Origin of the sequence: Polynucleobacter sp. HIN11 (genome assembly GCF_030297675.1) — a bacterium.
Classification (GTDB): domain Bacteria; phylum Pseudomonadota; class Gammaproteobacteria; order Burkholderiales; family Burkholderiaceae; genus Polynucleobacter.
In genome coordinates, this window is record NZ_AP028142.1 from 1,594,290 (window position 1) to 1,607,756 (window position 13,467).

Consider the following 13,467-nt stretch of genomic DNA (forward strand, 5'->3'; position numbering starts at 1 on the left):
TAGTGGGAAAAATTAGACGTGCACTGGATTCATTCCCAAAATCAGTGCATTAATTCGTTAATTTGGGGAATTTATTCCTCGTTTTAGTTCAAAGGAAAGTATTGCTATGCAACCAAAATGGGGTATCCGTGGAATGGCCGTTGCGCCCCACTCACTCGCTTCTCAATCAGCGCTTGCAGTTCTCAGAGAGGGCGGCAACGCCTTAGAGGCAATGATTTCGGCTGCTGCAACCATAGCGGTCGTTTATCCGCATATGAATTCGATTGGTGGGGATTCTTTTTGGGTGATTCATGCGCCCGGTAAAGCCATGGGAGGCATTGATGCCTGCGGAGGCGCTGCTGGTTTAGCAACTCGCTCGTGGTATCAAGAGCAAGGAATCACAGGTGCAATTCCATTTCGTGGACCAGTTGCAGCGAATACCGTTGCTGGAACGATTTCTGGATGGGGGGCGGCCTTTGAACTCTCTAAAAAGAGTTTAGGCGGCAGATTACCCTTATCTCGATTACTCGAAGATGCGATTCACTACGCCGAGCATGGTGTTCCTGTAACCCATAGTCAGTCTGTCCTCACTGAGAAAAAACGTGCTGAGCTGACACCGCAACCTGGATTCTCAGAGACGTTTTTAGTAAAAGGTAAGTCTCCAGCGACTGGCAGTGTGTTTTATCAAAAGCGCCTTGCAAATACTTTGCATCAGATCGCAAAAAAGGGTACGAATGATTATTACCGCGGGGAGCTCGCTGAGTTGATTGCAAAAGAACTCAAACAATTGGGCAGTCCACTGCGCCTCGATGATCTCCATCGCCACCATGCAAAATTAGTTAACCCCTTGCACCTAGCTCACAGTTTGGCAGATGTATACAACATGACGCCCCCGACCCAAGGGGTAGTGTCGCTGATGATCCTGGGCATTTTGGATCAACTCAAACTCAAACAATTTGCAGTCGATAGTCCAGAGTATGTGCATCACTGTGTAGAGGCTACGAAACAAGCCTTCAAGATTCGTGATCAATACATTACGGATCCTGCATATATGCAAAAGCATGCCCAAGAATTTTTATCGCCTAGCTTTTTAAAAACACTAGCCAATAAGATCGATCGTCAGCGTGCCCTACCCTGGGGTGCCGGCCGAGGACCCGCAGACACCATTTGGATGGGCGTGATTGATGGCGAGGGCCGTTGCGTATCGTTTATTCAAAGTATTTATCATGAGTTTGGCTCCGGAATTGTCTTACCCAAAACAGGCATTAACTGGCAAAACCGCGGTTGTAGCTTTTCATTGGATCCAAACGCACTCAATACCCTTTTGCCTTACCGCAAACCATTTCATACCTTAAATCCCGCCCTGGCTTTATTTAAAGATGGCCGGTCTATGGTTTACGGAACCATGGGTGGTGATGGACAGCCACAAACCCAGTGCGCGGTATTTACGCGAACTGCCATTTATGGACTGGATCCACAGGATGCGATTAGCCGTCCTCGCTGGTTATTAGGACGTACGTGGGGACAAACTAGTGATACGTTGAAATTGGAATCCCGTTTTGATCCAGCGCTAGTTCAACACCTTCGCGACATGGGGCATGACATTGAGATCTTGGCTGAGCTTGACGAAACGGTTGGACACGCAGGTTGCATTATTCGCGAGCCATCGGGCATCCTCAAAGGTGGCTGGGACCCCAGAAGCGATGGTGCGGTAGCATCGTTCTGATGAAACCAACTCTATATAGCTTCTGGCGTAGCTCCGCTGCCTTTCGGGTACGCATTGCACTCAATCTAAAAGGGATTGAATACGATGTGATTCCAGTCCACCTTCGCAAAGGCGGTGGTGAGCAGCTCAAGGAATCCTATCAATCCCTCAACCCAAATGGCTTAGTGCCTCTGTATATCGATGCGGGCGTTACCTTGCATCAATCTGCGGCCATCATTGAGTTCCTCGAAGAAAAATACCCCAATCCAACCTTATTACCAATGAACATCGAAGATCGGGCCTGGGTGCGTGGTTTGGCACAAGATATCGCCGCTGATATTCATCCGCTGAATAATCTTCGGGTTCTGCGCTATCTCGTTGGCAAACTTGGGGTTAGCGATGAAGCGCGCGTAGCTTGGTACAACCATTGGCTTGAAAAGGGACTTGTTAGTCTAGAAAAACGTCTCTCGAACAATCCGCGCGTTGGCCAATTCTGCTATGGCGATCAGCCGGGTATGGCCGATGTATTTTTAGTTCCACAAGTCTTTAATGCATACGATGCCAAGATCAATTTTACTAGCTATCCAACCCTAAATCGGATTACACAAAACTGCATGCAACTGTCTGCATTTGTGAATGCATCTTGGGAACATCAAATTGATGCAGAAGGAAAAAATCCAGAGCCTAGCTAGGCGTCATCCACCACACTAGGATCGATAGCGTAAATAAAGAACCTAGGGTAGTAATAAGTACGACCCTTGAGATCAGCGAACCATCGGCTCGGTAATACTGAGCCAGCATGAATGGGCCTGTACCCGTTGGCAAAGCGCTGACTAATACTGCGGCATAAACCCAAAACGTCGGTAATCCCAAGATAGGATCAGCTACCACCCAAACAACGAATGGCTGCAAGATTAGTTTTACAAACACAAGACTCCAAGTGGTCTTTGCAGGTGCGGCAGTTTTTTGAACCAAAAATAATCCAATTGACACCAAGGCGCACGGGCTAGCTGCAGCGCCCAGAAAACTCACAAACTGGCGCAGTGGCGCATAGAGCTCTAATCCAGTGGTCGCCCATAGCGCCCCACAAAATGGTGCGACTAATAGAGGATTGGTTGCCAGCGATTTAGCAACGGTTTTAATAATTTCACCAAACGGTTTTTTGGCATGCACCCCGAGCTCAATAAAGATGATCGCCACTGCAAACAGTGCGCACACCACAATCAAAGTCGCAATCACTGCGGGCCCAAGTCCGCTTTCACCAAACGCAAGTAGCAGAAGCGGGATGCCCATATAGCCAGTGTTCGCATATGAACCGCTCAGGCTTTGAAAACTAGCAACGGTCCAATCCTTAGTTTGAATCCGGTAATAAATTAAGAGGGCCAGATAAACTAAAATGGCACCCGAGCTAAACGCAATAATGAAACCTGGTTGCCACAACTCCTGCCAATTACTGTGGGCAGTGAAGTCAAACATTTGAGCAGGAAGTGCGAGCCAAACTACAAACCGATTGATTTCGGTTGATGCATTCGAACTTAATTTACCGGTTTTGCCACAAATGTATCCCGCCAGAATTAAGGCGAAGATCGGAATAATGACGTTAAGAACGTGCAGCAATGAAAACCTATGAAATTTTCTTGAGGGTTTTGCGGTAGCGGACAGCGTTCTCGACGTAATGTGAGGAGATGCGATTCATCTCAGCAATCTGCTCCGGACTCAACGTTTTCACCGCTTTGGCTGGCGTTCCAATAATTAGAGAGCCATCTGGAAATTCTTTTCCTTCGGTAACTAACGCACCCGCACCAACTAAGCAATTTTTACCAATCTTGGCACCATTAAGGACAATGGCATTAATTCCGATAAGACTGCCATCGCCAATCGTGCAGCCATGCACCATCGCCTGATGACCAATTGATACATTCTCACCCAAGGTAAGTGGCCAGCCATAGTCGGAGTGCAAAACGGCAGAATCTTGAATATTTGTGCCAGCTCCAATCCGAATCGGCTCGTTATCGCCCCGAATCACTACACGTGGCCAGACATTGGCATTTTTACCAAGATGAACTCGCCCAATGACTTCGGCAGAGTCTGCAACCCACGCCCCTTCTGCTAGCTCAGGGGAGATACCATCCAATTCATATATCGCCATCCTCTCATTATAGTGAGGCTAAATTACCAGTTGGACTCACGATCTGGAGTGGCAGAAATTTTATGAATACTAAGATCAGCTCCATCGTATTCATCTTCTTGGGACATTCGAATCCCAACCGATGCTTTAAGAAGCCCGTAAACCAAAAATCCACCGGTTAAAGCAACCGCTACCCCCAATAAGCTACCGATTAATTGTGCAATAACATTGACACCGCCAAGCCCGCCTAAGGCTGTGAGACCAAATATACCTGCAGCGATACCACCCCACAAACCGCACAAGCCATGCAATGGCCAAACACCAAGTACGTCGTCGATCTTCCAACGATTCTGTACTTTGGTAAACATATAGACAAACAAGGCGCCAGCGACCAATCCCACAAAGAGGGCCCCCAAGGGATGCATCAAATCAGAACCTGCACACACTGCCACCAGTCCCGCTAACGGCCCGTTGTATGAAAACCCTGGATCGTTACGCCCCACAAACCATGCAGCAAGTGTCCCGCCGACCATGGCCATCAGAGAGTTCAGAGCGACTAAGCCGCTAACCTTATCGATGGTTTGAGCACTCATCACATTAAAACCAAACCAACCAACGGTCAAAATCCAGGCGCCTAAGGCGAGAAACGGAATGCTGGAGGGTGGATGCGCTGCGATCTGACCCTCTTTTGAATAGCGTCCTCGGCGCGCACCCAATAACAAGATAGCAGGCAAAGCGAGCCAACCACCGACCGCATGAACCACAATCGAGCCCGCAAAATCATGAAACTCATCACCTGTGAGATTTTTAATCCAACCTTGTATTCCATAATGTTGGTTCCAAACAATGCCTTCAAAAAAAGGATAGATGAAACCAACAATCACAAAGGTAGCAATCAATTGCGGATTAAACTTGGCGCGTTCCGCAATACCGCCAGAAATAATTGCTGGAATCGCTGCAGCAAATGTTAGTAAAAAGAAAAACTTGACGAGATCAAAGCCATTTTTTTGCGCCAATAATTCAGCATTTGAGAAAAAGTTGACCCCGTACGCAATGCTATACCCGATGAAAAAGTAAGCAATCGTGGAGACTGAAAAATCCACCAAAATCTTAATTAGTGCATTGACTTGATTTTTCTTACGCACGGTTCCAAGTTCCAAAAAAGCAAACCCCGCATGCATAGCCAAAACCATAATTGCGCCCAACAAAATGAATAGGACATCGGCCCCAGATTTCATCGCATCCATTAATACCCCTATTTTTGTAAGTGATTTTTCGGTATTATGTTTCGAAGTGAAGCAATACGATCGCAATATTGCACTCTTTCGGTGCAAATTATGTTTTTTAAGGGACTAATAATGAAAAAACTGTTTCTATTACTTGGATTAGGCGTATCTTTTTTAAGCACCCCAGTCATGGCTGAAAACAAAGCCTTAAGTACCCAAGAGCTCGTGAAGTACTGTCAGCTTCCTGCTAGCTCGGAATTTCGGTCGTTTTGTGTTGGTTACTCAACTGCGATTTACGATACCTACCTCGTAACCCGCCACCCAACGAATGCCAAACCGTTTATCTGCCTAAAGCAACCTGCACCCCCGATTGATACCGTCATTGCAGATTATGTGAATTGGGCAAAGCAAAATCAGCAATACGCTAATACCCCTGCAGCCGATAGCGCATTGCGTTACCTTGCCGGTCGCTTTCCTTGCGGTAAATAATTTTTATTTAGGAGAATTTGGTCATGAAGAAATCACTACCTATCATTCTTGGTTCCGCATTGTTGATTACGGGTTGCTCTAATATGGATACGACCCAACAGCGCACCTTATCCGGTGGCGCAATTGGCGCAACCGCTGGGGCGGTTGGAGCCGCAATCTTCCATAGCAACCCGATTTGGGGTGCAGTCGGTGGCGCAGCAGTTGGTGCAGCCTCGGGCTACGTGTACGACATGTATGAGAAAGACAAGCAAGCCCAATACAACAAAGGCTATCAAGCTGGTAAAGCGAGCTCTACCAACTCGAATAGCTCTTCATCAGGGTCAAAGTAATTCAGTATTAATTTCAATCGTGCCAGTAAGTGCCTTGTGAACAGGGCATTTATTGGCAATCTCAAGCAATCGCCCTGATTGCTCTGTATCGGTGATACCTACAAGCTTGATTGAACGCTTGAATTTCTCGATCTCGTTTTCTCGTTCAATATCCACTGTCACAATTGCATCCTGTAGATCCCAAGACTTTCTCTTGGCATACATTTTGAGGGTCATGCCTGTGCAGGCAGCCAAAGCTGCACCCAGATACTCGTGAGGCGATGGTCCTAAAGCATCACCGCCCTTGTCTTTTGCAATATCCGAGATAAAACGATCATTACCTACCTCTAGGGCCTGCTGAAAATTACCACTACCAAATCGAGATACCACTGCTCTCATACCCAATCCTTTATGCCAATAGCATTTGATTAATGCGTTTTACAAATCCTGCGGGATCCTGTAATTGACCCCCTTCCGCAAGCAATGCCTGGTCAAACAAAATTGTTGCCCAATCGTCAAATTGCTTATCCTCGTATTTTAATTTGAGAACGAGTGGGTGCTGCGGATTAATTTCTAAAATCGGTTTGCTATCCGGGGCCTGTTGGCCTGCGGCCTTAAGCATTCGTAATAAATTTGCGGAGAGCTCATGCTCATCAGCAACCAAGCACGCTGGCGAATCGGTCAGGCGTAATGTAACCCGGACATCCTTCACTTTGCCATCAAGGGATTTTTTCATACGCTCGATCAAATCCTTGTACTGCTCTTCGGTTTCCTTTTGCTCCTTTTTCTCAGCCTCATCGGCCAAGGCACCTAGATCAAGACCGCCTTTTGCAACCGATACCAAGGCCTTACCGTCAAACTCATGGAAATAGGACAGCATCCATTCATCGACTCGATCCGATAGCAGCAGAACCTCTACCCCTTTTTTCTTGAAGATCTCTAGGTGGGGGCTATTCTTGGCAGCGTTATAGGATTCACCGGTAACGTAGTAAATCTTATCTTGCCCCTCCTTCATGCGACTGACATAGTCAGCAAGCGCAACCGTTTGCTCGGCAGAATCAGTGTAGGTACTCGCAAAGCGCGCTAATTTCGCAATCCGCTCTTGATTGCCGACGTCTTCTCCGATCCCCTCTTTAAGAACCTGACCAAACTCTTGCCAAAACTGAGCATATAGCTCTTTTTTAGCAGTATCCTCACTATTAGCCAACTCCTCGAGCATGGTTAAAACTCGCTTGGTTGAGCTCTCACGGATAGTTTTGACATCGCGTGATTCTTGTAAGATTTCACGAGAGACATTTAATGGTAAATCGGCAGAATCAATCACACCCGTGTCAAAGCGAAGGTACATGGGCATTAACTGTTCAGCGTCATCCATGATGAAGACACGTTTTACATAGAGTTTGATGCCATTGCGCTTATTACGATCCCACAGGTCAAAATTAGCTTTCTTGGGAATGAATAAGAGTTGAGTGAACTCGCTACGTCCCTCAACCCGATTATGTGAATACGTTAGCGGGTCTTCAAAGTCATGGGAAATATGTTTATAGAACTCTTTGTACTGCTCGTCAGTAATTTCTGACTTGGGTCTAGCCCATAAGGCAGTTGCTTGATTGATGGTCTCAAACTCATCTTTTATAACTTGCTCTTTTTTTTCTTCGTCCCATTCCTCTTTCTGCATCTGGATGGGCAAGGAAATGTGATCCGAATACTTACGAATGATGGATTTCAATTTCCAAGAAGACAATAACTCGTCTTCGCCTTCGCGCAAGTGTAAGGTGATCGAGGTACCACGCTCAGGACGATTGATGGTTTCAATCGTGAATTCGCCAGCACCTTGAGACTCCCAACGCACACCCTCGGAGGCGGGTAAGCCCGCACGTCGCGTTTCCACGATGATGTTGTCAGCCACGATAAATGCTGAATAAAAGCCAACACCAAACTGACCAATCAGAGCAGCATCCTTTTGCTGATCGCCAGAGAGTTTTGCAAAGAACTCTTTGGTGCCTGAACGGGCGATGGTTCCGAGATTGGCAATCACTTCATCCCGGCTCATGCCAATCCCGTTATCACTGATGGTGATGGTTTTAGCTTCTTTATTGAAGCTGATTTTGATCTTTAACTCTGGATCGGACTCGTACCAATCCGAATGGGTCATCGCCTCAAAGCGTAACTTGTCAGCAGCATCCGAAGCGTTTGAAATGAGCTCTCGTAAAAAGATTTCCTTGTTGGAATACAAGGAATGGATCATTAACTGCAAAAGTTGTTTTACTTCAGCCTGAAAGCCAAGGGTTTCTTTTACTGTGCTCATCGGAAATGTCCTTTTTTGTTTAATTTTTGATTGCTTAACATATTGGGGCAGCTTAAGCAATTTCAAGAGCCTAAATCGTATCGATAATCGCCTACAATAGGGGTCTTGCCCCCCGCTATAAACCTGAGATCGGCGTATGAAAAAGCTTTATATCAAAACATTTGGCTGCCAAATGAATGAGTATGATTCGGACAAAATGGCCGACGTACTTCATTCAGCCCAAGGCATGGACCAAACGGATCAAATTGAAGATGCTGATGTCATCTTGCTAAATACCTGTTCCATCCGTGAAAAAGCCCAAGAAAAAGTGTTTTCTGATTTAGGACGTTTGCGGGAGCTAAAGCAGTTAAAGCCTAACCTTTTAATTGGCGTAGGCGGATGTGTTGCCAGCCAAGAAGGTAAGCAAATTATTAATCGTGCCCCGCATGTGGATTTTGTCTTTGGCCCACAAACCCTGCATCGTTTACCAAAACTAATTGATGAGCGACTCGCCACTGGTCAATCGCAAGTGGATATCTCATTTCCAGAAATTGAGAAGTTTGATCATCTCCCGCGCTCACGTCAGACCAAAGGTTCCGCCTTTGTCTCCATCATGGAGGGCTGTTCAAAGTACTGCAGCTACTGCGTAGTACCGTACACACGCGGTGAAGAGGTATCTCGCCCCTTTGAGGATGTACTCACTGAAATTGTGGGCCTAACCGAACAGGGTGTGAAGGAAATCACTCTATTAGGTCAAAACGTCAATGCCTATCGCGGGCTCATGGGCCATACATCAGAGATTGCTGATTTTGCCCTGCTCCTCGAATACATGTCAGAGATACCGGGGCTGGAGCGGATTCGATTTACCACGAGTCACCCAAAAGAATTTACCCAACGCCTAATTGATGTCTATAACCGAGTCCCGCAATTAGTAAGTCATTTACACCTTCCCGTACAGCATGCCTCTGATAAAATTTTGTCGGCAATGAAACGAGGCTATACGAGCTTAGAGTTCAAAAGCATTATTCGCAAAATGCGCTCTGTTCGTCCCAATCTCTCGCTTTCAAGTGACTTCATCGTAGGCTTTCCTGGGGAAACCGAAGCTGACTTTGAGAAGCTAATGGATATGGTGACCGAACTGCAATTTGATAATAGCTATTCATTTATCTTTAGTCCTCGGCCCGGCACTCCTGCAGCCAATCTAGAAGACGATACGCCCTATGAAGTCAAATTAAAGCGCTTGCAACGTTTGATTGCGCAAGTTGATTCTCAAGCACTTACGGTCAGCCAAGCAATGTTAGGTAATGATGAGCGCGTCCTGATTGAGGGCTTAACGAGAGATAAGGCACATTTACTAGGGCGTACTGAGAACAATCGTGTCGTCAATATCGTGATCCCTGAAGGAGATGCTGATCAAAGCGCAGTCGATCAATGGATTGGACAGATGTTAGAGGTTAAGGTCACCGAAGTTCTAAAGCACACTCTACGCGGTGAAATTATTCATTCTTTGGTTTAGATTGATTAATGAGCCAAACCTTAAACCTTGATCTCCAGTTTGCTACGCAAGCCCTGCAAAATCAGGTTTTGAGGATTACGAGTTTGGCGCAAATTCGTAAATGGGCTGGGGCCTGTTTTCAATACAAGGCAATGATCACGCTTCGGTTTGTAAATCAAGCCGAGGCTCATGATCTCAATCTATTTTTTCGCGGCTTTGATAAGCCGACCAATGTTCTCACTTTTTCCTATCCAACACAGGGAAAATCGATCGAAGCAGACATTGTTTTATGTCTTCCAATCCTGCGCAAAGAAGCTAAAGAACAGCAGAAGCCGCTCGTGGCCCACCTCGCCCATCTTTTGATTCATGGCTGCTTACACGCCAAAGGCTATGACCATTTAAAGCCAAAAGATGCCAAACAAATGGAAGCCTTAGAGATCAAGATATTGCAATCGCTTGGCTTTGCAAATCCTTACTAAAAATGATTCGTTTGATGGAGAGTCATCAAAATGTTTTATGCTGTCTATTAATTTATGTCAAATAGCCTGATTGATCGCCTAAGCGCGTTTTTTTCTGACCAGTCTTCTGATCCCAAAGCGCAGCGCAAAGAGTTGATTGAGACTCTTCGTGAAGCCCAAGCCGAAGGGCTTATGGATGCCGATGCCCTTTCAATGATCGAGGGTGTTTTTCAGGTTGGCGAATTATCCGCTCGCGATATTTTGCTTCCTCGCGCCCAGATTGACTGGATTGATATCAATGCGCCCTTATCTCAAATCATTGCGGATGTGGTTAAAACTGGTCACTCGCGCTTCCCAGTGTATGAAGGCAATCGAGATCAAGTCATTGGGATTCTATTAGCCAAAGATCTCTTGCGCCATTTCACTGAAAAGGATTTTCAGGTTCGCGACTGGCTTCGGCCAGCTGTATTTATTCCTGAATCAAAGCGTTTGAGTGTACTGCTCAAGGACTTTCGCAATAACCGTAATCATTTAGCTATTGTGGTCGATGAATACAGTGGTGTGGCTGGCATGATTACGATTGAGGATGTGATTGAGCAAATTGTTGGTGATATTGAAGATGAGCATGACATCGATGAGGAGGCCGACAATATCACCGTCTTAAAAAATGGCGACTATCGTATCAAGGGCATGACCGAATTAGAACAGCTCAATGATGAGTTAAAAACTGACTTCTCGGCAGAAGATGTAGAAACCGTTGCCGGGCTAGTCATTCAACATTTAGGTCGAGTACCAAAATTTGGCGAGCGGGTTCGTATTGATGGTTATGAATTCGAGGTCCAACGTGCCGATCCCCGTCAGGTCCATATTCTTCTGATGCGCCGCATTGCAACCCCCAACGTTTCTACCACCGATTCTTAATTGCAAAGTAGTCGTCTTCAGGCCAATCCCGTTGTTTATGGCGCCTTACTTGTTTTTTTAGGGGTTCTCTTAGCAGTCGCGAGTGAGCTTCCCTTTAGTGGCTTCATTCAAATTGCCATATTTGCTTATGTTCTATACATACTGGGCGGGAACGGCGAGGCAAAATCCAGTCAGGCATTTCGGGATGGATACTTACTTGGCCTGGGCTATTTTGTAATCGCTCTTTGGTGGATTTTTATTAGCCTACACGATGTTGGTGGAATGACAGTCTGGTTATCAAGCCTTGCTGTTTTCGCTCTAGCCAGTCTCATGGCGATCTATTTTGGATTAGCTAATCTGATTGCAAAGCAAGTTACTTATTCTGCGTGGCGATCTCTTGCGATACCTGCCGCATGGGTGCTAACCGAATATTTGCGGGGTCAGATCTTTACTGGCTTTCCCTGGATGGGATTTGCCGAGTCGCAAGTAAATGGTCCATTTGCCAATATTGCACCCTACTTCGGCGGCCTAGCCTGTACCTTTTTATTTATCTGGACCGCCTTGCAATTGAGTCGACCCCGACTACGAAATATCGTTGGCATCGTGGGAGTGGTTGTAATTATCCAGATCTTGGGAATGTGGTCCTTCACCAGCCCCAAAGACTCACCCATCTCAGTGCGACTGATCCAGGGAAATTTTGAACAAAGCCTCAAATTTAATCCCGCCGAAATTCTTAAACAGATTCATTTCTATCGTGATGCAATTGTTAAAGCCCCGGCTGACTTAATCATTGTCCCTGAGACTGCATTCCCATGGCCCGAGACAGATATTCCTGATCAGTCGATTGAACGCATTCAAACGTTTGTGAATGAGACAGATAGTCATGTGTTACTTGGCTTAATTGGCAAAATTACTAAAGGCGATACTGCGGTTCAGTATTCCAATCGAGTCAGCGGGTTTTCTAAAGAGCAGTCGATCTACCGCTACGATAAACATCACTTAGTTCCTTTTGGCGAATTTATTCCTCCAGGTTTTCAGTGGTTTGTGGATGCTTTTAAAGTGCCGATGAGTAACTTTGCCAGAGGATCGATTGATCAAGCCCCATTTTCAATTCGTCCCCGCTCCAATACAGATCGCCCCCTTTATGCAGCCATCTCAATTTGCTACGAGGATATTTTTGGTAACGAAATCGCCACCCGAATTCGTAATAGCCAAGATCCAGTTAATCTTTTAGTGAATGTGACCAACTTGGCTTGGTTTGGCCAATCGCAAGCCCCCATGCAGCAATTGCGCCTCTCCCAATTGCGCTCTCTTGAAACTGGCCTGCCCAGTTTACGCGCCACTAATACCGGAATCACTGCAGTGATTGATGAGCGTGGACGAGTCATAGCAAGCCTTCCCCAATTTGTGCAGGGCGAGCTTGAGCTGCGTGTACAAGCCTTTGAGGGACGAACGCCTTATGTGATCTGGGGTAATTGGCCAATTTTGATCTGGGTACTTTTTACCTTGGGGATTGGCTATTGGCGAAGAACACGACCGAACTGATTTTTTAACAAGTCCTTGGTTTGCCGAGTAAAATCAAGGTCTTATCTAAAAAATCATTGTGTAGCATGCTAACGTTTCAACAAATTATTCTCAAACTTCAAGATTATTGGGACCAACAGGGTTGTGCGCTGTTGCAGCCTATCGATCTCGAAGTTGGAGCCGGTACCTCGCATACAGCCACTTTTTTGCGAGCCATTGGTCCCGAACCCTGGAAGGCAGCCTATGTTCAACCTTCACGCCGTCCCAAGGATGGTCGTTATGGTGAAAACCCAAATCGCTTACAACACTACTATCAATACCAAGTTGTTTTAAAACCAGCACCTGCGAACATCTTGGATTTGTATCTAGGTTCCTTAAAGGCTTTGGGGCTTGATCTGAAGCAAAACGATATTCGTTTCGTGGAAGATGACTGGGAGAACCCGACCTTAGGGGCATGGGGCCTTGGTTGGGAGGTTTGGCTTAATGGGATGGAAGTGACTCAATTTACGTATTTTCAACAAGTGGGTGGCTTAGATTGCAAACCCGTGTTAGGTGAGATTACCTACGGAATTGAACGTTTAGCGATGTACTTGCAAAACTGCTCAAACGTCTTTGATCTTGTCTGGACAGACGGTGTGACCTATGGTGATGTATATCACCAAAACGAAGTAGAGCAATCGCGCTATAACTTTGAGCACTCCAACACAGAGTTCCTGTTCGCAAACTTTAATCAGTACGAGAGCGAAGCAAAGCGCCTAATGGAGCAAGCGCTTGCACTACCTGCGTATGAGATGGTTTTAAAAGCAGCCCATACATTTAACCTTCTGGATGCGCGTGGGGCTATTTCAGTCACAGAGCGTGCTGCTTATATTGGTCGTATTCGCAATCTATCACGATTGGTCGCGCAAGCGTATTACGAATCACGCGAACAATTAGGCTTTCCCATGTTGCAAACCAAAGCGCATTAA

General features: G+C 46.1%; 14 protein-coding genes. 9 read left to right on the forward strand and 5 right to left on the reverse strand.

The features are described 5' to 3' along the window. Positions 1 to 106 precede the first annotated feature (106 nt). Together QUE60_RS08035 and maiA are read left to right on the forward strand one after the other, a co-directional pair. Positions 107 to 1,705, forward strand: coding sequence for a gamma-glutamyltransferase family protein (locus QUE60_RS08035; RefSeq protein ID WP_286226681.1), 1,599 nt, complete (start codon positions 107 to 109; stop codon positions 1,703 to 1,705). Continuing rightward, entirely contained in the window at positions 1,705 to 2,376 is a 672-nt protein-coding gene (gene maiA / locus QUE60_RS08040) for a maleylacetoacetate isomerase (protein ID WP_286226682.1), read from the forward strand. The genes QUE60_RS08035 and maiA overlap by 1 nt, the downstream gene beginning before the upstream one ends. On the opposite strand, the gene QUE60_RS08045 is transcribed toward maiA, so the two are convergent. The 3 genes from QUE60_RS08045 to QUE60_RS08055 are packed head-to-tail and all read right to left on the reverse strand — an operon-like array spanning position 2,369 to position 5,059. Beyond that, positions 2,369 to 3,301, reverse strand: coding sequence for an AEC family transporter (locus QUE60_RS08045; RefSeq protein WP_286226683.1), 933 nt, complete (start codon positions 3,299 to 3,301; stop codon positions 2,369 to 2,371). The two genes, maiA and QUE60_RS08045, sit on opposite strands and share 8 nt — an antisense overlap. Positions 3,302 to 3,308: 7 nt before the next feature. After that, positions 3,309 to 3,833 (reverse strand): gamma carbonic anhydrase family protein, encoded by a 525-nt coding sequence (locus tag QUE60_RS08050; protein ID WP_286226684.1) that lies wholly within the window; start codon positions 3,831 to 3,833, stop codon positions 3,309 to 3,311. A gap of 23 nt (positions 3,834 to 3,856) precedes the next feature. Further along, positions 3,857 to 5,059, reverse strand: a complete 1,203-nt coding sequence (locus tag QUE60_RS08055) for an ammonium transporter (protein ID WP_286226685.1) — start codon at positions 5,057 to 5,059, stop codon at positions 3,857 to 3,859. 111 nt (positions 5,060 to 5,170) lie between these two features. On the opposite strand from QUE60_RS08055, the gene QUE60_RS08060 reads away from it, so the two are divergent. Beyond that, positions 5,171 to 5,527 carry a Rap1a/Tai family immunity protein gene (locus tag QUE60_RS08060; protein WP_286226686.1) on the forward strand — a complete coding sequence of 119 codons (357 nt, stop codon included), beginning with the start codon at positions 5,171 to 5,173 and terminating at the stop codon, positions 5,525 to 5,527. A 23-nt stretch (positions 5,528 to 5,550) separates the two neighbouring features. Continuing rightward, positions 5,551 to 5,856 (forward strand): glycine zipper domain-containing protein, encoded by a 306-nt coding sequence (locus QUE60_RS08065; protein WP_286226687.1) that lies wholly within the window; start codon positions 5,551 to 5,553, stop codon positions 5,854 to 5,856. Here the strand turns inward: QUE60_RS08065 and QUE60_RS08070 are convergent. Next, positions 5,848 to 6,234 carry an OsmC family protein gene (locus QUE60_RS08070; protein ID WP_286226688.1) on the reverse strand — a complete coding sequence of 129 codons (387 nt, stop codon included), beginning with the start codon at positions 6,232 to 6,234 and terminating at the stop codon, positions 5,848 to 5,850. The two genes, QUE60_RS08065 and QUE60_RS08070, sit on opposite strands and share 9 nt — an antisense overlap. A 10-nt stretch (positions 6,235 to 6,244) precedes the next feature. Then, positions 6,245 to 8,143, reverse strand: a complete 1,899-nt coding sequence (gene htpG, locus QUE60_RS08075) for a molecular chaperone HtpG (RefSeq protein WP_286226689.1) — start codon at positions 8,141 to 8,143, stop codon at positions 6,245 to 6,247. Between the two features lie 136 nt (positions 8,144 to 8,279). Here htpG and miaB point away from each other — a divergent pair, with 136 nt between their 5' ends. The 5 genes from miaB to glyQ all read left to right on the forward strand — a co-directional run bounded on the left by miaB (position 8,280) and on the right by glyQ (position 13,467). Then, entirely contained in the window at positions 8,280 to 9,638 is a 1,359-nt protein-coding gene (miaB, locus tag QUE60_RS08080; RefSeq protein WP_286226690.1) for a tRNA (N6-isopentenyl adenosine(37)-C2)-methylthiotransferase MiaB, read from the forward strand. Between the two features lie 8 nt (positions 9,639 to 9,646). Continuing rightward, positions 9,647 to 10,096, forward strand: coding sequence for an rRNA maturation RNase YbeY (gene ybeY, locus QUE60_RS08085; protein WP_286226691.1), 450 nt, complete (start codon positions 9,647 to 9,649; stop codon positions 10,094 to 10,096). Between the two features lie 54 nt (positions 10,097 to 10,150). Further along, positions 10,151 to 10,996 carry an HlyC/CorC family transporter gene (locus QUE60_RS08090; RefSeq protein WP_286226692.1) on the forward strand — a complete coding sequence of 282 codons (846 nt, stop codon included), beginning with the start codon at positions 10,151 to 10,153 and terminating at the stop codon, positions 10,994 to 10,996. Further along, positions 10,997 to 12,520 (forward strand): apolipoprotein N-acyltransferase, encoded by a 1,524-nt coding sequence (gene lnt, locus QUE60_RS08095; RefSeq protein ID WP_286226693.1) that lies wholly within the window; start codon positions 10,997 to 10,999, stop codon positions 12,518 to 12,520. Between the two features lie 65 nt (positions 12,521 to 12,585). Continuing rightward, entirely contained in the window at positions 12,586 to 13,467 is an 882-nt protein-coding gene (gene glyQ / locus QUE60_RS08100; protein WP_286226694.1) for a glycine--tRNA ligase subunit alpha, read from the forward strand.